The sequence below is a fragment of the Limnospira sp. genome (assembly GCF_051859755.1).
In the GTDB taxonomy this organism is placed as follows: domain Bacteria; phylum Cyanobacteriota; class Cyanobacteriia; order Cyanobacteriales; family Microcoleaceae; genus Limnospira; species Limnospira fusiformis.
Genome location: NZ_JBIMLI010000027.1, coordinates 18,457 through 43,012 on the forward strand (window position 1 = coordinate 18,457; position 24,556 = coordinate 43,012).

At 44.9% G+C, this 24,556-nt stretch carries 24 protein-coding genes; 7 read left to right on the forward strand and 17 right to left on the reverse strand.

The features are described from left to right. Positions 1-26: 26 nt before the first annotated feature. The 8 genes from ACTIE0_RS07120 to hemH all read right to left on the reverse strand — a co-directional run bounded on the left by ACTIE0_RS07120 (position 27) and on the right by hemH (position 5,887). Positions 27-290, reverse strand: coding sequence for a hypothetical protein (locus ACTIE0_RS07120; RefSeq protein ID WP_006668450.1), 264 nt, complete (start codon positions 288-290; stop codon positions 27-29). Between the two features lie 99 nt (positions 291-389). Beyond that, positions 390-1,706: a calcium-binding protein gene (locus tag ACTIE0_RS07125; protein ID WP_006623823.1), complete on the reverse strand. Its 1,317-nt coding sequence runs from the start codon at positions 1,704-1,706 to the stop codon at positions 390-392. Positions 1,707-1,870: 164 nt separating this feature from the next. Continuing rightward, positions 1,871-1,987, reverse strand: coding sequence for a photosystem I reaction center subunit VIII (locus tag ACTIE0_RS07130; RefSeq protein WP_006618478.1), 117 nt, complete (start codon positions 1,985-1,987; stop codon positions 1,871-1,873). A 96-nt stretch (positions 1,988-2,083) separates the two neighbouring features. Further along, on the reverse strand, positions 2,084-2,569 hold the full coding sequence (locus tag ACTIE0_RS07135; protein ID WP_006623822.1) for a photosystem I reaction center protein subunit XI: 486 nt from the start codon (positions 2,567-2,569) through the stop codon (positions 2,084-2,086). 129 nt (positions 2,570-2,698) lie between these two features. Continuing rightward, positions 2,699-3,457: a TIGR04283 family arsenosugar biosynthesis glycosyltransferase gene (locus tag ACTIE0_RS07140; RefSeq protein ID WP_006623821.1), complete on the reverse strand. Its 759-nt coding sequence runs from the start codon at positions 3,455-3,457 to the stop codon at positions 2,699-2,701. Between the two features lie 29 nt (positions 3,458-3,486). Further along, entirely contained in the window at positions 3,487-4,170 is a 684-nt protein-coding gene (locus ACTIE0_RS07145) for an urease accessory protein UreF (protein ID WP_006668451.1), read from the reverse strand. A 32-nt stretch (positions 4,171-4,202) separates the two neighbouring features. Then, a complete protein-coding gene (gene ureE, locus ACTIE0_RS07150; RefSeq protein ID WP_006668452.1) occupies positions 4,203-4,643 on the reverse strand; it encodes an urease accessory protein UreE in 441 nt (146 codons plus the stop codon). Positions 4,644-4,723: 80 nt separating this feature from the next. Then, positions 4,724-5,887 (reverse strand): ferrochelatase, encoded by a 1,164-nt coding sequence (gene hemH, locus ACTIE0_RS07155; protein WP_006668453.1) that lies wholly within the window; start codon positions 5,885-5,887, stop codon positions 4,724-4,726. A gap of 103 nt (positions 5,888-5,990) precedes the next feature. Between hemH and ACTIE0_RS07160 the strand changes: the two genes are divergently transcribed. Then, entirely contained in the window at positions 5,991-6,647 is a 657-nt protein-coding gene (locus ACTIE0_RS07160; RefSeq protein ID WP_006668454.1) for a class I SAM-dependent methyltransferase, read from the forward strand. Between the two features lie 168 nt (positions 6,648-6,815). Then, the gene (gene psaK / locus ACTIE0_RS07165) at positions 6,816-7,064 is read left to right on the forward strand and encodes a photosystem I reaction center subunit PsaK (protein WP_006623816.1); all 249 of its coding nucleotides are present in this window, start codon (positions 6,816-6,818) and stop codon (positions 7,062-7,064) included. Between the two features lie 91 nt (positions 7,065-7,155). On the opposite strand, the gene ACTIE0_RS07170 is transcribed toward psaK, so the two are convergent. The 5 genes from ACTIE0_RS07170 to ACTIE0_RS07190 all read right to left on the reverse strand — a co-directional run bounded on the left by ACTIE0_RS07170 (position 7,156) and on the right by ACTIE0_RS07190 (position 13,654). Beyond that, complete coding sequence (locus tag ACTIE0_RS07170) at positions 7,156-8,709, reverse strand: FAD-dependent oxidoreductase (RefSeq protein ID WP_006623815.1); 1,554 nt, start codon at positions 8,707-8,709, stop codon at positions 7,156-7,158. Between the two features lie 149 nt (positions 8,710-8,858). Next, positions 8,859-9,389: a DUF4276 family protein gene (locus tag ACTIE0_RS07175; protein ID WP_006668455.1), complete on the reverse strand. Its 531-nt coding sequence runs from the start codon at positions 9,387-9,389 to the stop codon at positions 8,859-8,861. Further along, positions 9,383-10,537: an AAA family ATPase gene (locus tag ACTIE0_RS07180; protein WP_235720158.1), complete on the reverse strand. Its 1,155-nt coding sequence runs from the start codon at positions 10,535-10,537 to the stop codon at positions 9,383-9,385. The genes ACTIE0_RS07175 and ACTIE0_RS07180 overlap by 7 nt, the downstream gene beginning before the upstream one ends. A 188-nt stretch (positions 10,538-10,725) precedes the next feature. Then, a complete protein-coding gene (locus tag ACTIE0_RS07185; RefSeq protein ID WP_006668457.1) occupies positions 10,726-13,113 on the reverse strand; it encodes an ATP-binding cassette domain-containing protein in 2,388 nt (795 codons plus the stop codon). A 238-nt stretch (positions 13,114-13,351) separates the two neighbouring features. Continuing rightward, positions 13,352-13,654, reverse strand: coding sequence for a hypothetical protein (locus ACTIE0_RS07190; RefSeq protein WP_006623809.1), 303 nt, complete (start codon positions 13,652-13,654; stop codon positions 13,352-13,354). Between the two features lie 688 nt (positions 13,655-14,342). Between ACTIE0_RS07190 and pgl the strand changes: the two genes are divergently transcribed. The 4 genes from pgl (at position 14,343) to ACTIE0_RS07210 (ending at position 17,501) form a co-directional block, all read left to right on the forward strand. Next, positions 14,343-15,068 (forward strand): 6-phosphogluconolactonase, encoded by a 726-nt coding sequence (gene pgl / locus ACTIE0_RS07195; protein ID WP_006668458.1) that lies wholly within the window; start codon positions 14,343-14,345, stop codon positions 15,066-15,068. A 79-nt stretch (positions 15,069-15,147) separates the two neighbouring features. After that, on the forward strand, positions 15,148-15,987 hold the full coding sequence (locus ACTIE0_RS07200; protein WP_006623806.1) for a double zinc ribbon and FHA domain-containing protein: 840 nt from the start codon (positions 15,148-15,150) through the stop codon (positions 15,985-15,987). A 132-nt stretch (positions 15,988-16,119) separates the two neighbouring features. Next, on the forward strand, positions 16,120-16,824 hold the full coding sequence (locus ACTIE0_RS07205; protein WP_006668459.1) for a PRC-barrel domain-containing protein: 705 nt from the start codon (positions 16,120-16,122) through the stop codon (positions 16,822-16,824). A gap of 323 nt (positions 16,825-17,147) precedes the next feature. Then, positions 17,148-17,501, forward strand: a complete 354-nt coding sequence (locus ACTIE0_RS07210) for an FHA domain-containing protein (RefSeq protein ID WP_235720159.1) — start codon at positions 17,148-17,150, stop codon at positions 17,499-17,501. Between the two features lie 37 nt (positions 17,502-17,538). On the opposite strand, the gene ACTIE0_RS07215 is transcribed toward ACTIE0_RS07210, so the two are convergent. The 3 genes from ACTIE0_RS07215 to ACTIE0_RS07225 all read right to left on the reverse strand — a co-directional run bounded on the left by ACTIE0_RS07215 (position 17,539) and on the right by ACTIE0_RS07225 (position 19,915). Beyond that, positions 17,539-18,996 carry a hypothetical protein gene (locus tag ACTIE0_RS07215; protein WP_006668461.1) on the reverse strand — a complete coding sequence of 486 codons (1,458 nt, stop codon included), beginning with the start codon at positions 18,994-18,996 and terminating at the stop codon, positions 17,539-17,541. Between the two features lie 29 nt (positions 18,997-19,025). Continuing rightward, positions 19,026-19,385: a hypothetical protein gene (locus ACTIE0_RS07220; protein WP_006668462.1), complete on the reverse strand. Its 360-nt coding sequence runs from the start codon at positions 19,383-19,385 to the stop codon at positions 19,026-19,028. A 272-nt stretch (positions 19,386-19,657) separates the two neighbouring features. After that, the gene (locus ACTIE0_RS07225) at positions 19,658-19,915 is read right to left on the reverse strand and encodes a hypothetical protein (RefSeq protein WP_006668463.1); all 258 of its coding nucleotides are present in this window, start codon (positions 19,913-19,915) and stop codon (positions 19,658-19,660) included. A gap of 179 nt (positions 19,916-20,094) precedes the next feature. Here ACTIE0_RS07225 and ACTIE0_RS07230 point away from each other — a divergent pair, with 179 nt between their 5' ends. Then, on the forward strand, positions 20,095-20,304 hold the full coding sequence (locus tag ACTIE0_RS07230) for a hypothetical protein (RefSeq protein ID WP_006668464.1): 210 nt from the start codon (positions 20,095-20,097) through the stop codon (positions 20,302-20,304). A 390-nt stretch (positions 20,305-20,694) separates the two neighbouring features. Here the strand turns inward: ACTIE0_RS07230 and ACTIE0_RS07235 are convergent, their stop codons facing one another. Then, positions 20,695-24,138: a CHAT domain-containing protein gene (locus ACTIE0_RS07235; protein ID WP_439516865.1), complete on the reverse strand. Its 3,444-nt coding sequence runs from the start codon at positions 24,136-24,138 to the stop codon at positions 20,695-20,697. Between the last annotated feature and the right edge of the window lie 418 nt (positions 24,139-24,556).

Genomic DNA, 24,556 nt, shown 5'->3' on the forward strand with positions numbered 1-24,556 from the left:
TAATCAGATTAGTGCAACTTTTCCCACTATTTAGAAGTAGACTGAGGCAAAATTGGCGATAGGTCAAAATCGGGGACGGCGTAAGTATCTGGACCGCCATAACTACCGACAAAAATAACTAACGCTGTCAGTAACAAAAACAAAAACCCAACCGATCCCAACCCTTGAGACTCATAATCGTAGTCGTATCGATAACGAGGGTCAGAGTTAAGATCCACGTGAATATGGATATTTTTTCCTTCGATTTCGGTGCGATCGTAGCGAATTCTATCACGGTTTGAACCTCTCATGGTAACTTCTCCCTGGTGGTCAACTGTTAGTCTATTGCAGCCACCAGGACAGCCATTCAGGATAAAACCAAAATAGCAGAAGTTAGGATCGAGTTAAATTCAACTAGCCGACATATCCAATTTGACCAACGAACCTGATTCATTGGTACGATAAACCAATTCATTTGCGCCGTCCGTTACTTTCACCTTCCACCCAGGGACAATCGCTAAAGTACAAAAAGCACCATCTTCCGGTAATCCCAAACAACCATCAGGCCATAATACTGGTTGAGCCTCCATGATTCTCAATTCAGAATCTGGTAACACGAACTGTTGGGATGCTGCCGCCAAAACACCTTGGACAACTTCGAGACCAATAACAGTTAACATACCTCCCTCATCAAGTCCAATCAAATCAGCATCAGAACCGGGAACCACTACTTCTTCTAAAAAGATAACTGCTTCGGGAAAGTCTGGCGGTTGTAAAAAGGTGATGAAGTCTATACCTGTTTCCAGGTTAAATTCTACCCCCAAATCCAATCCATCAGGTTCGTTAAAGTTGCCAGTTTGCAAAATGGTAGTGGTGGTAGTGTCAAAGTTGAAATTCAATTCACTGGTGGGAGGAAGCGGAAAATCGTAGTCAAAACTTTGTATGGGGTTCCCATCAGGGTCAAAGAAGGTTATTTGTAGGTCACTGAGTTGATCACGGGTAACTATGGTTCCCTCAAAACGCCTATCATAACTAAATTCTCCGATGGCGGTATAGCCGAAAATTCCTTGCCAGAATAAGGGATAGGTAATCAAGTCCTCGCTGAGAGGGGACGAAGCAAATACAAAGTTATCTGCTGTTAACTCAGCCGCTGTTTTTCCTAATACTATGGTCAGGGGTACGCCATCTAAACTAATGACTATATCAGGGTTAACTTCAGTGAGTGTCAGCCGTTCAAAACTGAGAGTAGGATCATCTAAACCAATGACATCAACTCCGGGTTCAAAATCAGTAATTACACTGGGATTAATGGGGAAATTGCCGTTATTTAAAATCCAAAACTGGTCAGAACCTGGGCCACCTGTAAGAGTGTCGCCATCAATTCCAGCAAATAATTGATCATCCCCCAAGTCTCCAAATAGTTGGCTACGAATGCCACCAATTAATACATCGTCTCCTTGACCACCAAATAATTGGTTATTGCTGCCAGTTGATGCGTCTAGGATATCAGAACCTAACCCACCATACAGAATATCATTATTGCCTGCTAATAAGACATCATTTCCGTCTAATCCGTAGATCTGATTATTGCCACCGCCAACACTGCCATCAATTGTATCATTAGCTACAGTGCCAAATTGGATGGTATTATTTAAGCCTTCCAGACTGATATTCAGACCTGGCTGTGATGACATCAAGGCTTCCAGTCCTAATTCTGATGGAGTCATGATAATTCTTGGATAATTCAACAGTTGTCGCCGTCAGGCTATCATGGACTTCCTGAAATCGTCAAAGTTCTGATAATTATATAGTTAAGTATTCCGGCTATCAGTCACCAAAAATCCCCCACCAAAAGGCGGAGGATTAAGCGGTTTAGGTAATAGGGTTGATATTAGGCGTCGCTTTCAATATGGATGAACAGCAAACCCATCAAAACTGCAGGCATCAACCAGCAAACAACAGGAATCAAAATCCAAGGCAGGAAGGAAGCAGCGTAATCACCAGTCATGCTATAGGTCTCCTAATTTCAAAAGTTCAGGTTAATTTTTTACAAAAAAACCGACAGACTGATATTTGTGTGAAAATTCAGTCAGAATCGTGCTGATTAATTATTGACAAAACCTCTAAAGATTGCGTCAACAACAGCAAAGTTTTCTAACAAGAAAAATGCCAAAAATGCACTTCCCATACCGCCGATGAAAAATCCACCAGCGAATTGGCTCCAACCGGCGGCGCTTTGCAGGGAATCACCTTCTTCGGATTTATCCCCTTGGAAAGTTACCAAACCGTAAGCGGCTAAACAGGCTGTGGCAATCAGTAACATAGCCAAGCCACAAATCAGGCCATTGAGGTTGGCGAACTCAGTGCCGCGTTGGGTTCCAAATTTAACCCAGGGACCACCGATAAAGTAACCGTGAGCCATACCGATTTCTAAGCCTCGCAGAAGAGGAGACAGACCGGGACGGTAGGCGGGAAGGTTGCCGATAAAGGTGCGGGTGAAGGCGGAATCACTAATGGGGGTGGATAGATGACCTACAAAGGGATCGCCGTTGTAGGCTTGAATCAACCCTTGATCCGTTGCTTGAGGCATACTGATTTTTCTCCTGTTCGCTTAAAATCTTGAGTTCAGGTGTTAAGCTCATATTTTAAGCAGCCCTGTGCAAACTATCGACAAAAATTGGAGTTAGCGTTAAAAAAGTTCACATATAATCCTAAAAGTTCATAAATTTTTACGTTTTCTGGCCCGATACCACTGGGAGAGGGTGGGGCTGGGAATACGGAGAAGGTAACCGATAATGACGATTTGGTTAATTAGGGTGGTTTGCAGGATACCTAGTTTTTCCCAGCGCCTGGCTGAGGTGATGACTGGGACTGGGGCGATCGCAATTTTGCCCCGTTTCTGTAGTTGCCGCACCAGTGCAAAGTCTTCCATAATTGGTAAATCGGGAAAACCGCCAATATCCCTAAAGGTTTGGGTTTTCATAAATAAGGCTTGGTCGCCGTAGGGGAGTTGACAATAATGCGATCGCATTTTTACCCCGAATTCCACCCAACGCAGTGGTAACATGGGGGCGGCGATTTCCAGTTCAAAGGCTCCCGCGATAATCTCAGGTTGACGGAGAATTTGCTCTATCCAATGGTTAAAAGCGTCGGGAAGCTGGGTGTCACCGTGCAAGAAGAGGATAGTATCTCCGGTGGCGCGCGCGGCTCCTGCGTTCATTTGTCGGGCTTTCCCGGCTGCTGTGGTGATGACTTGGACGCTGAAAGATTGGGCGATGGTAACGGTTTCATCTTGACTGCCACCATCAACTACAATTACTTCAATGCCTTTGATACCCTGCAATTGCTTGAGGGTATGGGGGAGGGTTTGCGCTTCATTGAGGACGGGGATAACAATTGAGATGTGGGGAATGTTGGCAATATGGCGATCGCTATGGGGTTGGGTCAATCTAGGGGTTCCTGGCTTGAAAATGGTCATCTGTTTCCAATTACTGGTAGCATTATATATCAACTGCGAAACAGACGGGTATACTGGATTTCGTGAGCCATGCTTGCTAATCCTAATCCCCAACTACAGCTAACTAAATCATCATCGTTTAACATCAGTATTTGCTGGCTAATTTCGGTGAGAGTTGGGGAAAGTTGCCAGAGCAGTTTTTGTCCGATGGTTTGACCTAATGGAATGAGTTTGACTCCGGCACCGATGATATGGGTAGCCCAACTATGCAGATATCCCAGTAGGGCTGTTTGGGGGTCTATCTGGCTATGGGCGGCGGTAATTCCAAAGGCGATCGCATAATTACAAGGCTGATCAATGGCTGATTTTATGTATTGAAAATAATCATGATCGCCATTATTTGCCTGGTAGATTTCCCCCATTAGTGCCAAAAGAGAGTTACCCATCTGCCAGCTTTGCAGACGCAATTCTGATGTTTCTTTACTGGCACTTAACCAACTATTCCAATAACATATACTGGCTAAATCTTGATTGATAAAACTCTGAAAAGCTCTCATCATTAGGGCGGCTTCCAGACGAATCGCGCCATAATTGAGGTCTTGAATTAACCAGTGATTCAGGTCTTCGGCGTTGGCGATAGATCCAGTTTCGACCAGAGTTTCTAATCCATCAGAATAGCTATAAGCACCTAAAGGCAACGCCGGACTAGATAGTTGTAATAATGGTAAAATCAAAGCCTGTCTCTTCCCTCCCTTCTCTTATCCAATTAATGATCATGCCCATGGTAGGCTCCCCTGTCGGGGTAAAATGGGGCGATTTCCTGGGTGACATGGCATCCTAACTTAATCAGTAAATCTGCTAAAACTCCATCAGGTTCCAGGCGCAAATACTGGCTGGTAATTTCTAGGGGAACATGACGATTGCCCAAATGATAGGCGGCGCGAATGAGATCTAAATTAGTCTGGGCTGTAACTGTGATGACGGGTTCTGGTTGAGCGACAATAGCTACAACTTTATCCCCGGTTTCGGAAATTAGGCGATCGCCCTCGGAGATATTCACACCACGATCCAAACATAAAGTCATGCGATCGGCGCCGGGGATATCAATATGTTGTCTAGTCTTAGTGCGTTGTTCCGCTGTTAGGGCGATCGTCCAGTCCGGTATGCGATCGAGATCCGGTGCTAATTTTTGAGTAAAAACCAACATGATGGTCACCACCAAGTAATTTCGGACTAGGGGACGCTTATCCGCCTTTTGAATCAGGGGGATAAGCCTTCCCAACTTTGCTAAAGCAAACCGATAAAGTGCAAAGGTCCCTGACCAGTAATCAATTCGACAATCACAGCGACAATTCCAATCATAGCCAAGCGACCATTCCAGACTTCCGCTGCTGTAGTCATACCCCATTCCCAACGTTCCTGGGGATACATTTTGACCCGTTTGCTGGGGCGCACCACTTCCGAGAAATGAACACTAGGACTTTCTAAAGCCTCAACCACCATATCAGCCAAATCATTAATAAAAACCGGATGAGTGTTCAAAGCCGGAACCCGGTAAAAATTCTTAATCCCGGACTCTTCGGCTAATTCCCGATACTCCATATCAATTTCTTGGAGAGTTTCGATATGTTCGGATACAAAACTAATCGGTACAACCAATAAATCCTCGACCCCTTGCTGTGCTAATTCAGGGATAGCCTCTTCGGTGTAAGGTTTTAGCCATTCCACCGGACCAACGCGGCTTTGATAGGCCAGGGTGTGGGGGTTAGGGCGGTTAAGAGTTTTCATAATCAACTCAGTACACCTTTCAATCTCAGCCTGATAGGGGTCTCCGGCTTCCTCAACATATTTAAGGGGGACTCCGTGGGCGCTGAAGAAAATATGGACTTGATCAGGGTTAGGACAGTGATCAAGTTCCTGGGCGATTAGTTGCGCCATAGCTTGTAAATATCCCGATCGCTGATACCAGGAGGGAACCACGGTATAATCAATTTTTTGTAGTTCCGGGTCATCTTCCCAAATCCTCTCAAGCAGCCTAAAACTAGAACCACTGGTGCTAATGGAAAATTGCGGATATAGGGGGAGAATCACTAATTCGTCAATGCGATCGCGCTTAATTTTAGCCAATGCTTCCTCGGTAAAGGGATGCCAGTAGCGCATTCCCACATATACCTGAGCATTATTACCTTTTTCCCCAAGTTTTTCTTCCAGGGCGACCGCCTGTTCTTCGGTAATCCTTCGCAGTGGAGACCCACCCCCAATTTCTTTATAATTTTCCTGGGATTTTGTGTGGCGCATGGTGGCAATCATCCAGGCTAGAGGTTTTTGCAGCCAAGTAAATGGCAGCCGGATAATTTCTGGATCGGAAAATAGATTGTACAGAAAGGGGCGGACATCCTCTAATTGTTCAGGTCCGCCTAGATTCAATAGTAAGACTCCAACTCTTCCCATGGCGCTTAACAGGTTCCCAGACTCTAATTATTGTTACCCATTTTAACAAAATAATATATCAATAGGATCAAAGTCTATAGCAGAAGTTAAGGATTTTTGATTGATGGCAACATTTCTGAGACCGTTAAGCTATCGCTATCAGTGGCTGTATGATGGGATTTCCGCCGTGGCTGCTTTGGCTGTAGGTGGTGAAAGTCGGTTTCGCCGCCTCGCCCTAGAGGGTTTGTCTATCACCCCAGAAACGCGGGTGTTAGATTTGTGTTGTGGCAGCGGACAGGCTACCCAGATTATCGCACAATACTCGCAACAAGTCACGGGTTTGGACGCATCAAGGCGATCGCTTTCTAGGGCCAGGGCTAATGTCCCCACTGCTGAGTATGTGGAAGCCTTTGCCGAAAATATGCCTTTTGAGGACTGTAGTTTTGATTTAGTCCATACTAGCGCCGCCCTCCATGAGATGGCCCCCGACCAGTTACAACAAATTTTAAGGGAGGTTTACCGGGTACTCAAGCCAGGGGGTATATTTACTCTGGTGGATTTCCATAAACCGACTAATCCCATATTTTGGCCGGGTGTGGCGATGTTTCTATGGTTGTTTGAAACGGAAACCGCTTGGGAGTTAATTGATACCGACTTAAAAGGCTTACTGGCTTCTATGGGGTTTCAAGTGGATCTTTCCTCACCCATGGCGGACCGGACTGCTTTTCGTCTCTATGCTGGGGGGAGTTTACAAGTTATTCAGGCCCAAAAGCCTAGTTGACTGACAGAAGTTTAAGTTTTTGGAGCAAGTTTTAACAAATATGTGGAAATATTAAGGATTGCTACATTTTGAGGCAGTTGCGAAAATTTTGTGATAAAAACTTGGACTTAAAGATAGTAAAATTTGTCAATTCTGCTGAAGTTTAAACCTTAGATTAGGAGAAGTCCATTGATTTACTCAACTTTAATTGCAGCGGCTCCTAGCACTTTACCCTGGAGTCCCAATGTTGCCATTGTGATGATTGTTTGTAATGTTTTGGCGATCGCTATTGGTAAATTCACCATTAAACAACAAAACGTAGGCGCACCCACCCCCATTGCTGGTATGAGTGCTGGTGCTGTAGTTGGAAGTGCTTGCTTAGGTCATATCCTGGGTGCTGGTGTAATTCTGGGACTGGCTAACGTCGGTGGACTTTAAAAGTTAGATTTGGCACTGATTGTCAAGGGTTTTTATACCTTCTTTCCTCAGTCTAAATTAGACCAGGAAAGGAGGTTTTATTTATGGGAGATTAATTATGATAATCTCCCCCAGAACCATAGCACCAAGCATCAACCCAGCGATGAATATAATACTGTTGTTGAGCAGATAATTTTTGAGTGAGAGGGTTCAGAGACTTTCCGAGAGGGTACAGTAGACTATAGCTGGCTAAATTCAAATAGTGAATAGTCCAATCAACTAAATTTCCTAACCCCACCTGGGGAATCACTTTTAAGACAATAGCAGGGTGTAGAATTCCGGTAGTAAATAAAGTTTTAGCTAAGGCGGGAAATTGAATAACATCTTGTAAAAAAGGTTTAAGCACTGGTTCCCCCAAACGTTCCATATCCTGAAATACGGCGGCGAGAAGTTGATTAATACTATGACTATTAATGGTTTTATCCATCGGGACACTCATAGATTTTTGAAATAACCAAGTCACCGACAAACTGGGTTGATAGGGTTGTAACAAAGCCAGAGATTTACTATCCAAAATATTAGCTTTCAATGCTTCATCAATACCGTTAGTTAAGCGATTCAGATGGCGTACCATTGCGCCAAAACCACCAAAACTTAAAGGGGACTGGCTACCGCTACTATCACCAATGGGGATAATAGAATTCCAGGGAGTTGCTAGGGGACTCTGGCGATAACAGGGGAAAAAACCAAATAAGGCTCGTTTAAAATTTAACTGGGATAATTCCACATTTTGATATTGAGGAAGTAGGGTTAAATAATCCTCAAAAAAGTCTGTTAAACTGGGTCTAGCTGGGTGTGCATCAAGATAACTAAACATATAGGTAGTGCGTCCGTCTCGGGCTGGGAAAGCCTCCCAAAAATACTGACATTGATTTTGCACAGGAGTAAAAGAAGCGAATATATCTCCGGTTTCATTGCTAGGATATCCGGTGGCGCAAGTCCCGACCACTAAACAAACAGCATCAGGAGTTTTTCCCTGTCTGGCTTGTTTGATAATGGGGGAAAAGTGACCCATTGCATCTAGTAATAGTCGGCTGGTTAAAGTTTGATTGACTCCGGTTTCTACGGTAACTCCATTGGGGTGAATGGTGGCGGCTTGGTAGGGGGTATTTTCTAAGAGTTGACCGCCAGCTTCTAAAAACCGGGTTTTGATGGTTTCTAGCAAATAAACTGGGTCAACACCAATATTAAGAACATCTCTAACCCAGATATCGGGAATGTCAGGAAAGCTAATTCTAGCGGGGTTATATTCAGTGGCGATCGCTTTTTCTAATTCTTCTGGAGAGAGTAAATTTAATTGCTCAAATACCTGAAGTTCATGGCGGGAAATATTCCATTCTTGTTCTCGTCCCCTCAATTGTCCGCGTTCACAGACGGCGACGCGCCATCCTTTTTTGGCTAAGGTCGCACCGATAATAATTCCTAATGTTCCCCCACAAACTATGACATCATAATCAATTTGGTTAAGGGGTTGATCGGTTTCTGTGACGGTTTCTGGTATGGGTAGGCTATGGTTTTTGATAGCTTCCCAAAGGCGATCGGCGTTTTGTAGTCCGGTGAGAGGGTTTCCCGGAATTTGCGACAGAATTTGTTGAGTCAGAGACATGGCGTTTACAAGTTATCTTCAAGTTTGATAATACACTGGGAATAATTATTCATATTCTAACTCTATTCTGCGATAATTTCTTCCATAGTTCTGAAAAAGCGATCGCCATAACTAGAAGCAGCACGAACTTTGTTAATGTCTATGATTTCTCAAAGCTGGCAACCATGAGCAATTTTCTGATATTTGCCTTTTTGGGTATGACGAGTTGCTTCATTGAGAATAGTTTGTAATCTGTCCTTGGCTATGATTTCCACATTAGAATTTTCAGGGATTAAGTTTTTTCTAAATCCGTTTCCGTAGAACTTAATTAAGGCATCAATATCAGCAATAAACCAAGCATCCATTGCTTGTACCATAAGATGACAGTAGCGATCGCTAACTTGGGCATCATTCCAGTGATCTCGATTTCTTAAATGTTGCCATGGGTTGTTATTGGTGACAGGTGCTTCTGAGTCAACTAATAAAATATTGCAACAATTCGGATGATCTACTAAAGCCTTGGTAAAACATTCATAGGCATTATTCCGCGAGCCACAGATAATTATATTCCATTTGATCCGGCGAACACGAACCTTTTTTACCAAGTCTCTAAAGCACTGATTAAAACTACTTCTAAGTCGAGCTTTAGTATTTTTACTATTTCCCCCATCTTCAATATAAATGCGAATTTCCTTTACCATCGATTTCCCCCAATTTCACCCATTCTCCATAAGTCTCCCAGAGTGTAGTTTTCCAGCCATTTTTTGAGTTTATCGGCTTCCAATCGACGAATAAAACTTCCACTTTCATGGCGATCGCATACTAATACTGACTCCGGCGGAAGTGCTGATATTAAAGCATCAGAATGGGTTGTAACAATCAGTTGAGTTCTTTCTGAGGCGGATATTAGCATTTCAGCAATCATTGGGAGTATATCAGGATGTAAACCTATTTCGGGTTCTTCTATACATAAAATCGGTCCTGGTGTCGGATCAAGTAGTAAAGCCATTAAAAATAAATAACGCAGTGTACCATCAGAAAGACGAGTAGCTGGGATCGGCTGAATTAAATCTTTTTCGCGAATAAATATCTGGACTGTACCACCATAAATTTTGATGATCAGTTCCTCGGCTTCTTCGTAAAATTTTTGTAAATTCTCGATAATTTCCCGACTTCCCAATTGATATTGTAAGTTATTTAACACCAATCCCAGGTTACTAATATCTTCTAATATTGGGTGGGAAGGTAAATCAGTTTGTTGAGCCAATCTGGGTTCAGAATATCTGCCAATTTGCCAGTTACGATATAGATTAATCTGTGCAAATTGAGCAGCCAGATAACTTAACTGAGGATACATATCTGGATCTTTTCTTTGGGATAAAACTGATTGTTCGGGACTCAGAGTTTCTCGACGTAAGGCTCTTTTTTTGTATCCATCAACTTCGGTAGCCTCATTGATAACTGGACGACCCCCTTGATAACGATAAAAAAAATATGGTTCATTTTCTCCTGGATAAGGCTGTTCATTTTCGATTGCTTCATCAATGATTTCTAACCTCTGACCAGTTTCGGTAAAACTGATTCTGTAGCGCAGATTCATTGAACCTTCTAGGGGTGCAATAGTTGCGTCAATTTCGGCTATAGGAATTTTTTGGGTTCCTTTCCACAGGAAATCACTAATTCCTCCTCCTTGACGAATGGGAGTAGTTAAATCTGTAGGAGTGGCTTTTAAAATCCCCAAGGCTTCGATTAAATTAGATTTACCGGAAGCGTTACGACCGATTAATACATTTAAAGACTCTAATTTAAGCGGTTCTGTATCACTCCCGTAGGAGAGCAAGTTTCGCAACTTTAGACTATGAATAAACTGGGACACCATTAAATTTTTAAATAGGTAAATAGGTAAATAGGTCTAATCTAATATAACACAAATCCCGGCTCATGGTCAATTTTGACAGAGAGATTACTGTAGCCATACTATAGCCATCCTCCAAGATTGGCAGCCTAGCCGGGGTATATGGTAAAATAGTAAGTAGTCTAAATGATGTCTTTTTGCTTCTGAATAATCGCAGTTAATCCCCAATAAATAAATAAATGTAACCCCAATATACCCCAATTTAATAATAAATTTTCCCAGGTGGGTTCATAAACTGATGATAACTCAAAGGGTTGGGGAATAATTGTGCCATCAGGGAGGGTTACGGGTGGGGGAATTAGGGAATTTATATCGACCAGGGAACCATAAGCACCCATAGACCAGCGACTGACCATTAACCAAGAAACTACTCGGCTAATTCCTGACATTTGAAATAATACCCCAGAAAAAATAATTTGTGGTAATAATAGCAGGGGTAATGCACTATTAGCCTGGGCGCTATTTTGCACATAAGCGGATACTAACACACCTAAACCCATGGCTGATATGAGGGTCAAAAAGGTGGTAATACTTACCCCTAAAATCCATGGGAATAAAGGGGTTGATGGAGATTGAAAGCAGATGGCAATTATCCCTACCATGAACAGGGTTTGTAAAAGGGCCAATCCTGATAAGACAATGAATTTGGATCCTAAATAAGAAACAATCCGTAAATTTACTAACCTTTCGCGGGTATAAATAGCGGTTTCTTTCACTAATTCTTGCAGAGAACTAGATAAACCCACCCAGATAGAGGCACAGGTAAAAACAAATAACACTTGTCGCGCTAAAGATGCTAAACTGATGTCAGCATCTCCCAGAAAGGGGTCTCGATCGCCTATAGCTAACCTAATCAATAAAATTCCCACAGGCGCGGTTAGCAAATTCAGTAATAAATTAAACGGATCTCGCTTAATAAGCCGCCAATAGCGTTGAGTTAAAATTGATAATTGTTGGGGAATATTGGCGAGTTTTTGCGTGGCAGGTTGCCGCTGTTTTTCGGGTGTTTCTCCCCCAGTTAGATGATTAACTACATAATTCTGAAATTGGGGAGATTTGCGAAACCGTAAAGACCAATCTTGAGCGATCGCTTCTCCCTCTTCCAACAAATTATAAATATCGGCAAAATCTCCCGTATCTAAATCAAAAAACTCGAAGGCTTCCCCTGGGGGTCCAAAATAACATAACCTTCCTCCCCTTCCTAAAAACACGACTCGATCGCACATCATCATATTGGCGGTGGCGTGGGTAACTAAAATCACTGTCCGTCCTTGGTTAGCCAAACGACGCAACAATTCCATCATCTTTTTATCCAACCCCGGATCAAGTCCTGATGTCGGTTCATCAAGAAAAAATAACTTAGGATCCGCTAACAATTCCACCCCGATACTAACCCGTTTTCGTTGTCCGCCGCTAAGTTGCGACACCATGACATCACGGCGATCGAGCATTTCTATTTCATAGAGAGTTTTAGTAACTGTGGCTTCAATATCTGCGTCTGGGGGTAAGCGTAATTTAGCCGCATAGGTGAGAACTTCTCCTACCGTTAAGTGGCGATGAATAATATCATCCTGGGGAACATAACCTATTTGATGACGATAGAGATTAAAGTTTTGTTGTAATTCGTCACCATTCAAATAAACGGAACCCTTAGTAGTCGGACTCAGACCCAATAACGTTCGCATTAGGGTAGATTTTCCTGCACCACTCCCCCCCACTAATGCTACAAATTGTCCGGGTTCAATGGCGAAGGTTAAATCACTTAATAATACCTTCGATTTCCCTCGTCGATCGCGAACTAATCGCAGCAATCTTTGAGCATCTAATCTAATGCGATCGCCTAAATCCATGATTTCTAAATTATCCCCCTGACGCATCAGGGTAAACGGACCGATTCTGATGGTATCGCCATCTAGCAATCGCGTAGCTTTCTCGATTCTTTTACCATTAACAAATATGCCGTTAGCACTATAATCATTTAAAATATAATGACCCGTGTCTAATGGTTCAATAATCCCATGACATCGTGATACAATAGGGGAATCTAACTGTACTGTCGCGGTGGAGTCTCTACCTAACATCACCGATCGCTCTTTTAAAGAGATAGCCGGAATGGCTGAATAGGGGGAGGTGCTGGGATTATTAGGGTCAAAGTAGCGCAACCTAATCTGATTTTTGGGATTCTGACCGATGGTAATTTCCACCCCACTATGTAGTCGATAGCCTTCCTTAACTGTAATTCTAGTATGGTTGACAAACAGACCATTAGTGCTGGGTTGCTGTCCGTCTCCGTCAAAAATATGGTAGGTGTCTCCGATTTGGCGTAGCATTAGATGACCGGAGGAAATCACCAGCCAGGTTTCGGGAACTACTAAATCAGCGCGGCTGCGATCGCGCCCCAAAATATGCTGATTTTGGGTCAATTCAAAGGTGATAATTTGTCCCTGATTGTTTAATTCTAAATAGGGGGACTTCTTAGATAAGTTGGACTTCCCATTTAAACGCGTCATCCCTACACCTCCCAAATCCTATCAGGTCAGCATAGCAAATATATGCACCTGTTGAGTTAACAGACCAGGGACTATGGACAGGGGACTAGGGACTAGGGACAATTAAAAATCCCCCTGAATTAGGGGGACCGAAGGAAGTAGCCGAGGGTTGAATCAGTTGGATAATTTTAGTAATCTGGGGTAATATCCCCAAGAATTGATAGGGTTTTATCAAAATTTTCTTCACCAATAGAGAAGTTTATGCTATATGAATATATGACAGTTGTCGGCGATTTTCAATAGCATCAATTTGGGACTTAATCCACTCCAAATCAGGAGAAATAATTTGTTCACCTGTTAAGTGGTCGTAGGCTTCCCAACTGCCATTAACATCGGCATCATACCAGATAAACCAGTCGCGATAAAGTTCGCCTTCGTCAATATCTGGACACAAGGCCAGCCAATCATCTCCAGTAAAGTGATCAACCTCATCGGCAATTAGATATAGCCAAGAATTGGATTCAACATCGGAGGTAGTAGGGGAAAAAATGGTAGATGTCATCGTTTTTTGTGTGAACTCGATAACTGTAATATACCCAGTGTCTGATTAACTTTGGGATAGTGTATGTGACAGTATTTGAACTGTGACAGTTCCCAAAACCATCAAATTTAGATCTGTAGTAGTCACCCAAAACCAGAAAGACTGGCATAATAACTGAGATGTCAACCTAGGTGTTTGGCGACCTTTCAACTGTCATGACCATTGTTTAACTCTGAGGTTTCTGGCCACTTCAAGCCGCTTGTGCTTGAGTTTTTTTTTCCTCAGACTTGATCACGATCCATTTGCCACTTATGGGGTCACGGTAAGTGGTGAATGGATTAGACTTTAGTTTTTTGTAACCAATTTGAGTATCCATCTGCTTAATTCTGATCAAATCGCCCTCAGTCTTTACAGATCAGGGGCGGGAGGACTAGAGGGTTAGAGTTGGGTTGAAATCGGTATGAACTCTAAAAACTATGCCCTGTATGTTCATTATTGTGGGAAACATCTCTTATTTCAGTGATACTATGCCCTTGTTCAGGTGAAATTGATCAGATATGATTGTGATATGAAACACCTAGGACTTGTGATCTTGAATCCGTGATTTTTCGGAGGCTATACTGTCCCGGTGAGGGTAGACTCGGTAACTAATTGACGATTTGCCAGAAAAAGGCTTTATGATGTGGTGAAAGCTGATTTTGAGGACATGATGGACAAAAAAATCGAAGTTTTAGCTACCCGCGAGGAAATAGTCAGACGATCGCCAGAAATCATCCTCAGCAAAATGGAGGCGGCGATTCAAAGCCGAAATCGGTTTACCATAGCCTTAGCTGGGGGAGGGACTCCCAAACCCGTTTATGAGGCCTTAGCCAAACAAGATCTACCCCTAGACCAGATCCATATTTTCTGGGGAGATGAACGCTATGTACCCCCAGACCACCCAGATAGTAACCAAAAAATGGCTCGCAGTGCTTGGTTAGATCGGGTAAACTTCCCAGAGTCTAACATTCATCCTATGCCCACAGGTAGTGGCAATCCCCAAGTAGACGCAGAAAAGCACGATCGCCAAATTCGAGAATTTTTTGGGGTGGCTCCCGGAGAATTTCCCAGATTTGATATGATATTGTTGGGAATGGGGGATGATGCCCATACAGCCTCTCTGTTTCCTTTTACAGATGCACTACAAGTGTGCGATCGCCTAGTAACAGTTGGCAATAAAGACGGTGAACCTCGCATCACCTTCACCATTCCCCTAATCAATCAAGCTGATTGTGTCGTCTTCCTGGTAGCCGGGGCTAGTAAGCGATCGGCTTTGGCTGAAGTTTTTGCACCCACAGGGGATGCAAACGCCTACCCCAGTCGCTTCATTCAACCCCAGGGTGAACTTTGGTGGCTACTTGATGCGGCGGCGGGAGAAGAAATCCAGAAAAGCTGAGATTTTAGAGACTGATGCTAGGTTAGGATCTAATTGTTAGCTATGGTGCGATCGCTTTCGATAGCGTAAGGAGAACTCTATGATTGTCTGTCCAAACTGTAATCATCAGAACCCAGAGGGCGCAACTCAGTGCGAATCTTGTTATACTCCCCTTCCCACGACCACCAGTTGTCCCAATTGTGGCGCAACAGTCCAAGCCGATGCTTCTTTCTGCGGTCAGTGTGGTTATAATTTGCTACCGACCCCAGGCGGTGAAGAAAACCAGAACCCTGATTTAATTCCGACAGTAGTTCCGCCGCTACCAGATTTGGTACTTCCTGACCCCTTACCAGATGAAGAGGTCCCCACAGTAGCATCTGGTTCTAATTCGGCTGTGAATTTACAAAAATCAGGTCCCTCACCCGTTGCTAGTCCTAGTCCATCTTTCCCGCCACCTCAGCCAGACCCAGACCCAGACCCAGACCCAGACCCAGACCCAGTACAACCCCCAACTCAGTCAACAACAGTCCCCACCACAGCCATACCCCTACCATCCTCACCCCCCCCAGCAGCAGTGGTGAGCGCGGGAACTCACGCCACCCAACTTCAGCAACAAACTGCTAAATTGATTCATGTTCAAAGTACAACTCCGCTAGAAATCCCCCAAAACTTACCCGTGATTCATATTGGTAAACCTAATGATCTAGTTCCCCCGGATATAGATGTTTCTGGGTTTACTAATGCGGAAATCGTTTCGCGAACCCATGCTAATATTCGCCTAGAAGGCGATGCCTATTATATTGAGGATGTGGGTAGTTCTAACGGAACATATATTAACAATATTCCTCTGCCAAAAGGAAACCGTCATCGGTTGCGACCAGGCGATCGCATCGCTTTAGGTAAAGGGGATCTGGTGTCGTTTATTTTTCAGTTGTCCTAAGACCTGACCCGTCAATTGCCAGCCACTCAAAACTCACTGGAAACCGGGATGATTTTTAACACATTGGCTGTGCTTTGTCAACAATTATGTTACAATTAATAATGGCTGTAACTGTAAAAGGAAAAATTGGCTATGAACGCTAAGAAAGGAATCATCAAACGTAGTGACCGAATCGGTCGCCTAGTCCTCGATCGCCAAAGTGTCGAACAATTAGGCCACATCGAAGAAAGAGCAGCAGATCTGAACTCCAACCAAGTGATAGGCTTCACTACCAAGTCAGGAATGTTACCAGTGGGAGGCAAAAAACGGGCATTTAGTTGGCAACAAATTGAGACTATTGGGGTCGATGCTGTTCTGGTGAATAAATCCTCAGATGAGGGCAATTTTATATTGCCAGAAAATGCTGATTCTAGCATTAATCATGAAGTGTGGACTAATGCTGGTAAAAAAGTGGGGGTTCTGGTTGACTATCTAATTAAAAATGATACGGGTACAGTGACTAATTATTTGTTCAAAACTGATGGTGGTTTGCGAGGCATTTTACAGGGAGTCTATATTATGCCAGCATCAGCCATGACCAGTGCGGGTAGTAAGCGAGTAATTGTGTCAGAATCAATGGTTGAAAATCCGCCCCAGTATACAGAAGGCTTAGATCAAAAAATTCGTCAGGCGGCGGAATTTTTACAGGAGGATTTGGAAAGGACTCTCAGCGACCTGGAAGGCTTAAAACAAGAAGCCCAAAAGTTATCTAAATCATTGGAAAGGGTGGCTGATCAAGATGATCGCGAAGATGATAGCGAAAAAGTTGGCTCTAAGGATTCAAGCCAGCCACAATAGATGAATCAGATTAATAAGTAGGTGATCCAAATGCCTCCCATGACCATATATAAGGCTTAGTCTTGATTTTGGGAAACTTACTTATTTGATATTAAAGCTGTCTGTAGTCATTGATTACACCTATGATGACCAGTGAAAAACTTAGCAGAAAAGGCTCAAAATCTGCTCTGCTAATCACACTATAACTTATAGGTGGGTTATCTATCCTTCACCAGTTTGTTGTATATTTTTGCCTATTAAATTTTGGTGTGATTACTCTCATCCTGCTTCATTCTAGCCGACCTATTCCTTTGCATCGTTGGACTTTTTAGGATAAACCGATCTTGCGTATTGGTCGCTCGAAAGATAATGATGTTACTATTGGTAGTGCCGTGGTTTCAAGACATCATCTGGAATTGTGGAATAAAACCTCTGGATGGGAATTAGTCAATTTTGGTGCTAATGGCACTTATGTTAATAATCAGATGGTTAACAAGAGGCGAATTGTAGATGGTATGGTAGTCCGTTTAGGACATACCGGACCCCGGCTTTTAATTCGCTTAAAACTTGTTAATGATATTCAACTCAACAAGCAATTAGATATCCCCGATTTAGAAGATTTAGCAGCCAATGATATCACGGAATCCGACCCAGGTCATACCACCCGGATCGAGTTTGATGATGATGATGATGATTAAACATTCAGGGAATTTAACTAGCTTTAATCTGGTCAAATCACGATCGCGATCGCCTTTTTTTAATCCCATATTGAGCAGCTTTGAAGGCTAAATAAGCTATCAGGCTACTGATAGCGATCGCACTCAAAAACGGATGGGGATATTTGCCAAATTCTGCTTCCCAGGGAAAGGTCATCCGTTGCTGTTCAAATAACAATCCGCTACAGGAAGCAACGATCGCACCCCCAGCAATTCCTACCCCCAACGCCTGAATGTGATCCTCTAGTTGTTGCTGCTTTTCTTGTATGTGGCGATCGCGTTCCGCTTGGTCAATTTCTACTAATCCCCGAATCGTCGCAATGGCTTGATTAAGTAGGTTGGAACCCGGGTTAAAATAGTTTAAATCGGCGCGGATTTGTTCCTGAAAGGCGATCGCTTCCTTTTCGTAAAATAACCGCCAATCTTTTAGGGTGGTGTCCGCTAGTTGTTCCATGCGTTCTAAGGTCGTTTGATAGTTTTTGCTATTGATGGCGATCGTATTGCGCGCATATTCCATATTTCGCAGTTGTTGAGAATAGTTGAGGGAAGTCGCCAGCAGCGTTTTTAACGTGATTTTCAACTTTTGCAATTCGGCGGCGGACAGCGTTTCCGTTTTTTCCCGATTCAGATAGTTTTGATGTAACTCACTTAATTGGATTTCATTTTCCGTCACAATGCGATCGGCGTGATGGTAATAAATCCGACTATCTTGAAAACTTTTGGCGATTTTGTGATAATATAGTAGTAATTCCGGCAATTCCCAATAACACTTTTGCAGGATTACAGTTGGCTGTTCTTCAAATAGAAACCAAGTCAATAAATGACCGTAGGGATTTTCCTGTAAATCCGCCTTCGGACTACCGTACTCGTAGAGATATCCCCCCAGCAGATTATAAGCGCGATAGAGACGGGGTAAATTTTCGCCATTTTCCAGGTGAAAAAACTTAATCCAGCCCTCTCTAGCCAAGGGTTCCAAGTCGCGGATATGCTCCGGTTTTGTCGTGTTTAAATAGGCACTTAATAACAGAGTTTGCCCTAAATTAGCAGCCGATTCCGGTTCCGGTTTAAAGCAATTCTCCGGGTTAAATTTAGCTAAATCCGCCAGTTGATATTCATCTTGTCCGGGGTTTTCCGGTTGGTAAATATTCAGATTTAGGGCATAACTATCATGGAGACATTGAGGATAAATAAACCCTTCCAAATCCTGTTTGGTGGTAAAAAATTTGATAGCTCTTTTATCATCAGCCCCCACGAGCAAATCGAAATTTTGGGAGGGTTCATCTAACCGAATATCTAGCGGTAAGTCTACCTTGAACTTGTTAAAAATACTGCCATATTTTGCCCGCACCCATTGGGGGTTAATGTCGTCTAAAGTTTGGGCGGGGGTATCATCATTTGATGTCACTAACCCTCGATGATATTGATAGGCGAACCAATATAAACTAGGGGCATAAATTGGGGCTATTTTATCGCTCATGTTTCTGGCTGCTAAGTTGGCTAAAAAGGTTAAGACTGCGCTGCTTCTTTCCCCTCTCGCACCCTAGCCACTAATAAAGCCTTATTATAGACAATTTCTGGGCGTTCTCCCTCCGCTGGCTTCGGGATTTCATCCCCTTGTTGAGCCATGTGAAGGCGCACAGTTATTAACTGTTCTCGGTTGAAGGTGATTTGATGCTTGTTGCACCAGCCTTTAATGATTTTAGCCAGCTTTAAGGTTTTATCCTCGGCGGCGGTCAATTCGTCTTCTAATGCTTGTAGATTTTCCGACAGTTGCGGGTAATTTTGGGGGTCGGTTTTTGCTTGTTCCAGCCAGGTCAGGAAGTCTTCAATAATTTGTAAGAAATCTGACGGAATGCGATCGCTCATGGTACAATCTCCTTAGATTAGAAAACCCTGTTTCTGGCAGCATTTAAGCTGTCTTACCTCATTTTAACACAGAAACCCCCCTTTTTTACCACTTGGTTTTGGCTGTGGCTTCTTGGGTTGGGTTCCGGTTGGGTTCCGTGTTGGGTTCCGGTTGGGTTCCGTGTTGGGTTCCGGTTGGGTTCCGTGTTGGGTTCCGTGTTGGGTTGCTGGTTGGGTTCCGTGTTGGGTTCCGCTGCGCTTCACCCAACCTACAATTCATTATTAATTGTTAATTATTCATTATTAATTATTGACTGCGCTTCACCCAACCTACAATTTATTTGAGGTTGTTCTCGAACTTCTAAAAAGTCCGGCGTAAACTCAGATAAGTTATTCCACCAATTGTTATCAAAATATCCCTGAGAATCAGAGTCTTTTTGTGGCGTTTTACCCTCATCAGCTATGACCTGATTAATATAGGCTAAAACCTTAGCTAACTGGGATTCTGGCAGGGTTTCAATGGCTTTAATTAGTTGTTCTCGGGCTGTCATCTGTTGTTTACCTCCAATTATCAATTACAATCGCTGGCTGTTGGGTTGCTGGTTGGGTTCCGTGTTGGGTTCCGCTGCGCTTCACCCAACCTACCCTATTGTAACTCACGAAGAATTGACAACCCATGCTATACTCATACAAACCCCAATGATGCCGCCACTCACATGAGGCTAGTTAAATGGACTCCACAACCCAAATCACACTCGAAACTATCAAAAACCTTTCTATTGAGGATTTTTTGAGCTTATTAAGACAAAAAGAAACTTTAATCGTGCAAGTTTCTACCCATGAAGTGGTGAGAATTAAAGCCAGCCTAGAACTCCCACCTTTACCGAAACTTGATGGTTATGTACCCCAAGGGTGGAAAGACGCGATTTACCATGAGTAACCCCGATTTAGTCTTTTTGGATGCGGGAATTTTTATTGGGGCGTTGCTAAGTCAAGATCCGCGTCATTCCGAAGCTCGTCCTATCGTTGAATCTGCTCGATGCGGAACCCTGCTCTTCAGCCCTATGGAATTCAAATTGTTGGTCCTGACTCTGTTTATTCGGGGAATGAGTCATTGCCCCTTTAACTAATTGGGCGATCGCTTCACCTAACCTACAATTCATTAATTGTTCATTATTCATTATTGACTGGGTGTTGGGTTGCGCTGCGCTTCACCTAACCTACAATTCATTAATTGTTCATTATTCATTATTGACTGGGTGTTGGGTTGCGCTGCGCTTCACCCAACCTACAATTCATTATTAATTGTTAATTATTAATTATTAATTGATTACAAGCCGATCGCCACAAAAGCAGACCAGTAACGGCGATCGCCAAACGGGCAACTTTCATCATAATCCATCAACTTCAAATCGATTTTATCACACTCCTCCTCTGTCATTTTTAGACCCTCAGAACACCACTCTAAAAACCCCGCCGCCGAAACCTCCCTTAGCCAATTTTGTGCCTTATGTAACGCCATCACGACCCGCGCATCTTTCCAAAATTCATAATAGAAACGAATCGCTAAACAAGCCGTGGCGAAATCATCCACACACCATAAACTACTCACTACCGTCGGAGTTCCCGCATACAAAAATCCACTCGCTAAACCAATATATTCATCCGTTAATAAACTCCCCATCAGTCCCGTCTCACAAGCCGAAAGCATCACCAGACGACAGGCGGGAATGTCTAAATTCCGATAAATTTCCCCTAGGGTTAAGCCTTGCTGTCCCGTGTCGAAGCGGCGACCATCCCGGAGGGTCAGGGTCTGGCGTTCTTTCTCCGTGGGGGGAGATTCGGGGGGTGCATCCCCTGCCAAAATAATAGCCGAATTGAGGGGATTTTCGCCGTCAAAGGCTCCGTGACAGGAAAAATGAATCAGATGACTCTCGCGCAGTTTCTCTAGGGTTTCCAGGCGATTGAGGGCGGATTTGGTCGCGGCTTCCTGGCTGAGGATATAGCAGTTGGGGTCGAAGTAGGGGCGGATGAACTCGACCTCCATTTGGGCATACTTGAGGTCTTTGGTGGGGTTCTGCACCGCGAAGAATTGGGGGGCGGTGGCGGGTTGGGGGCGGTGGTGGAGGTAGTCCAGGATTTGGCAACTGGGGGCGTAGCTGACCCCTTGGCTAAAGCGCTCCAGTAAGGGGGTGGCGGGGGCGTTGAGGTCAACGGATAAGGCGTGGAGGGGGAACAGGTGCAGGTAGAGGTGGGGAATCAGAATCAGCCGTTGACAAATCGGCGGCAGGGGTGCGATGATATCCGATAGGTGAAGATATTCGGTGAGGTCATCTAGGCGATCGCCTAGAGCTTGATACCAACTCCCTTGGCGGTAGTCGGCGAAGTAGGTTTGGTTGAATTGGTCGAGGCGCTGGCGTTGGTCGGCGCTGTAGCAGTGAACGTCGATATGGGGGCGGTCTTGGTCTAGGGTGACGGTGAACGCCCAGGCTCCCAAGTTCGGGTCTTGGGGGAGATACCATTCGATGAGAGCCGTTTCCGGGGTCAGGAGTTGGCGAAAGTCGGGGAGTTGGGGGCGCACGGTCTGGAAGGCGTTAAAGGCGGGGTCGTTGATTTCCGCCAGCAGGGTTTGCCGTTGTTGGAGCAGGCTTTGCAGGGGAGTGGTTCCCCGTGCCTCGGTGGCGGTGGCGAGTTCCAGGTTTGCCCGGATTTCCCGGCTTCCCGGTGTCCCGGTCTTCCCGTCGGTGGGGTTCTCCGTGGGGGCGAAGGATTGTTGCAGGGCGGCGATTTCCCGGTTGAGTTGGCGGTATTGTTCCTGTTGTTCGGGGGTGGCGTTTTTCGGAACCAGGTCGGCGCTGGTGAGCATTTCCATGAGGGTGCGGGACTTACTGCGATCGACCGTCAGCAGGGCTTGCTCGTAGCGTTCCAGGTGGATGCAGGCTTGTATCATTTTGCCATAGAGGGGCAGGGCATCTTCCAGGATTTGCCGTTTGGTGTCCGGGGAGGTGGCCCAGTCCCGGCTCTGTTCCACGGCGCGGATGGCGTTGTCGTAGCCTTCGATGGCGATTTCCCAGTTTTGCAGGTCATAGCCGAGGTTGCCGAGGTTGCGTCCGGTTTGGAGGCAGTAGAGGGGGAAGGAGGAGGGGGTGTAGACTTCTAAGGCGGATTGGTAGGAGCGAATTGCCGACTCGATATTGTCCGCTCGCTCTCTCCGGATGCGGTTTGAGTAGACAATCGCAAAGTTATTTTTAGCCCTTGCCCAATCTTCAGGAAAATCGGTACGGAAGCGGCGAATCGCCTTCCCGATGATATTGTTGGCTTCCTTTTCCCGAAAGCGGATTTGGTAGGCAGTCGCCAAGTTATTTTGAGTAGCTGGCCATTTTTCGGGAAATGTCATGCGGCTGTAATATTCTAAAGCGTCTTGGAAGCAGCCAATTACCTCCTTGATGATATTGTTGGCTCCCTTTCCCCGGATGCGGTCAGAGTAGGCAGCCCCCAAGTTCATTTGAGTCCTTGCCCAATCTTCGGGAAATGCCGTGCGGGTGAAGACTTCTAAGGCGGCTTGGTAGTAGCGAATCGCCGACTCGATATTGTCGGCTCGCTCTCCCCGGATGCGGTCTGAGTAGGCAAGTCCCAAGTTCATTTGAGTCATTGCCCAATATTGGGAAAATGCCGTGCGGGTGAAGACTTCTAAGGCGGCTTGGTAGCAGTGAATTGCCGACTCGATATTGTCGGCTCGCTCTCCCCGGATGCGGCTCCAGTAGGCATTCCCCAAGTTCATTTGAGTCGTTGCCCACTCTTCGGGAAATGCCGTGCGGGTCAAGACTTCTAAGGCGGCTTGGAAGTAGCGAATCGCCTCCTCAATATTGTCCGCTCGCTCTGCTTTTATGCGGTCTGAGTAGGCAATCCCCAAGTTCATTTGAGTCGTTGCCCACTCTTCGGGAAATGCCGTGCGGGTGAAGACTTCTAAGGCGGCTTGGTAGTAGCGAATCCCCGACTCGATATTGTCGGCTCGCTCTCCCCGGATGCGGTATAAGTAGGCAACCGCCAAGTTATTTTGAGTCGTTGCCCAATTTTCGGGAAAGGCGGTGCGGGTTATGACTTCTAAGGCGGCTTGGTAGTAGCGAATCGCCGACTCGATATTGTCGGCTCGCTCTCCCCGGATGCGGTATAAGTAGGCACTCCCCAAGTTCATTTGAGTCCTTGCCCAATATTCGGGAAATGCCGTGCGGGTGAAGACTTCTAAGGCGGCTTGGTAGCAGCGAATCGCCTCCTCAATATTGTCCCCTCGCTCTCCCCGGATGCGGTTACGGTAGGCTTCTCCCAAGTTCCATTGAGTCGTTGCCCATTCATAGGGAAAGGCGGTGCGGGTGTAGACTTCTAAGGCGGCTTGGTAGGCAACAATGGCAATTTCCAGATTATTGGCTCGACTGCCTAACGGGAATTGCTGAATATCGATGGCAAAATTATTAAGATTTGCGGCGAGGTTTTGATTTTTACTAATACAATTAAGGTCGAGTTGGGAGTGAAACCATTGGGTGAGGGTTTCGGCAAACTCAAGGTCGAGTTGGTCTTGGTATTTTTGGAAAATGGGATAAACTGCTTTCCCGCTTAACCCGCTTTTTTTGGCTTCCAGGATTTCTAACCAAATCGCTAAATACTTAGGGGATATCGCCTCAACAGTCAGGTGGGAGGTTCTGGGAGGCTGGGAGGTGAATAAAGGCGTGTTGAGCCTCTGCCATAGATTTTTCCATTTCTCACGCCAACTGGACATGGTTCCGCCTCCCTGAGTCTTGTTTCGGTGTAGTCGGTGCGGTGAAGCCTCGCGCGACCCCAACTCGATTATACCCCACCCGGCGACTCCGAGCAACCGGGTTAATCTCAGCTCATTGGGCATCCACGGCGCAAATGGCCTGGTCTTAGCCTGCGGCGATTTCCCAGTTTTGCGGGTCAGAGCCGAGGTCGCGTGGGGTGTTGAGGCCCTATAGGGGTAACGAGGATGTACAGGCCCCTTGTCAGGAAGCGATCGCCTCTTGGATATTGTCGGCTCCCTCTGTGGGGATGGGGTATACTCGGAGAAACCGGGTTTCTTAACCCCCCCGGTTATATGTCACGGGAAAAGCGAGCCAAAAGTTCTTCCCGTGATAACTGCCAAATCAACTGAGCTTGTTCCAATGGGGGAACTGCAATCA

Excerpts from the sequence above, each read along its gene's own strand:
- ACTIE0_RS07120 (WP_006668450.1), bottom strand. The coding sequence starts at position 290 with ATGAGAGGTTCAAACCGTGATAGAATTCGCTACGATCGCACCGAAATC.
- ACTIE0_RS07125 (WP_006623823.1), bottom strand. The coding sequence starts at position 1,706 with ATGACTCCATCAGAATTAGGACTGGAAGCCTTGATGTCATCACAGCCA.
- ACTIE0_RS07130 (WP_006618478.1), bottom strand. The coding sequence starts at position 1,987 with ATGACTGGTGATTACGCTGCTTCCTTCCTGCCTTGGATTTTGATTCCT.
- ACTIE0_RS07135 (WP_006623822.1), bottom strand. The coding sequence starts at position 2,569 with ATGCCTCAAGCAACGGATCAAGGGTTGATTCAAGCCTACAACGGCGAT.
- ACTIE0_RS07140 (WP_006623821.1), bottom strand. The coding sequence starts at position 3,457 with ATGACCATTTTCAAGCCAGGAACCCCTAGATTGACCCAACCCCATAGC.
- ureE (WP_006668452.1), bottom strand. The coding sequence starts at position 4,643 with ATGTTGGTTTTTACTCAAAAATTAGCACCGGATCTCGATCGCATACCG.
- hemH (WP_006668453.1), bottom strand. The coding sequence starts at position 5,887 with ATGGGAAGAGTTGGAGTCTTACTATTGAATCTAGGCGGACCTGAACAA.
- ACTIE0_RS07160 (WP_006668454.1), top strand. The coding sequence starts at position 5,991 with ATGGCAACATTTCTGAGACCGTTAAGCTATCGCTATCAGTGGCTGTAT.
- ACTIE0_RS07170 (WP_006623815.1), bottom strand. The coding sequence starts at position 8,709 with ATGTCTCTGACTCAACAAATTCTGTCGCAAATTCCGGGAAACCCTCTC.
- ACTIE0_RS07175 (WP_006668455.1), bottom strand. The coding sequence starts at position 9,389 with ATGGTAAAGGAAATTCGCATTTATATTGAAGATGGGGGAAATAGTAAA.
- ACTIE0_RS07185 (WP_006668457.1), bottom strand. The coding sequence starts at position 13,113 with ATGACGCGTTTAAATGGGAAGTCCAACTTATCTAAGAAGTCCCCCTAT.
- ACTIE0_RS07190 (WP_006623809.1), bottom strand. The coding sequence starts at position 13,654 with ATGACATCTACCATTTTTTCCCCTACTACCTCCGATGTTGAATCCAAT.
- pgl (WP_006668458.1), top strand. The coding sequence starts at position 14,343 with ATGGACAAAAAAATCGAAGTTTTAGCTACCCGCGAGGAAATAGTCAGA.
- ACTIE0_RS07200 (WP_006623806.1), top strand. The coding sequence starts at position 15,148 with ATGATTGTCTGTCCAAACTGTAATCATCAGAACCCAGAGGGCGCAACT.
- ACTIE0_RS07205 (WP_006668459.1), top strand. The coding sequence starts at position 16,120 with ATGAACGCTAAGAAAGGAATCATCAAACGTAGTGACCGAATCGGTCGC.
- ACTIE0_RS07215 (WP_006668461.1), bottom strand. The coding sequence starts at position 18,996 with ATGAGCGATAAAATAGCCCCAATTTATGCCCCTAGTTTATATTGGTTC.
- ACTIE0_RS07220 (WP_006668462.1), bottom strand. The coding sequence starts at position 19,385 with ATGAGCGATCGCATTCCGTCAGATTTCTTACAAATTATTGAAGACTTC.
- ACTIE0_RS07225 (WP_006668463.1), bottom strand. The coding sequence starts at position 19,915 with ATGACAGCCCGAGAACAACTAATTAAAGCCATTGAAACCCTGCCAGAA.
- ACTIE0_RS07230 (WP_006668464.1), top strand. The coding sequence starts at position 20,095 with ATGGACTCCACAACCCAAATCACACTCGAAACTATCAAAAACCTTTCT.
- ACTIE0_RS07235 (WP_439516865.1), bottom strand. The coding sequence starts at position 24,138 with ATGTCCAGTTGGCGTGAGAAATGGAAAAATCTATGGCAGAGGCTCAAC.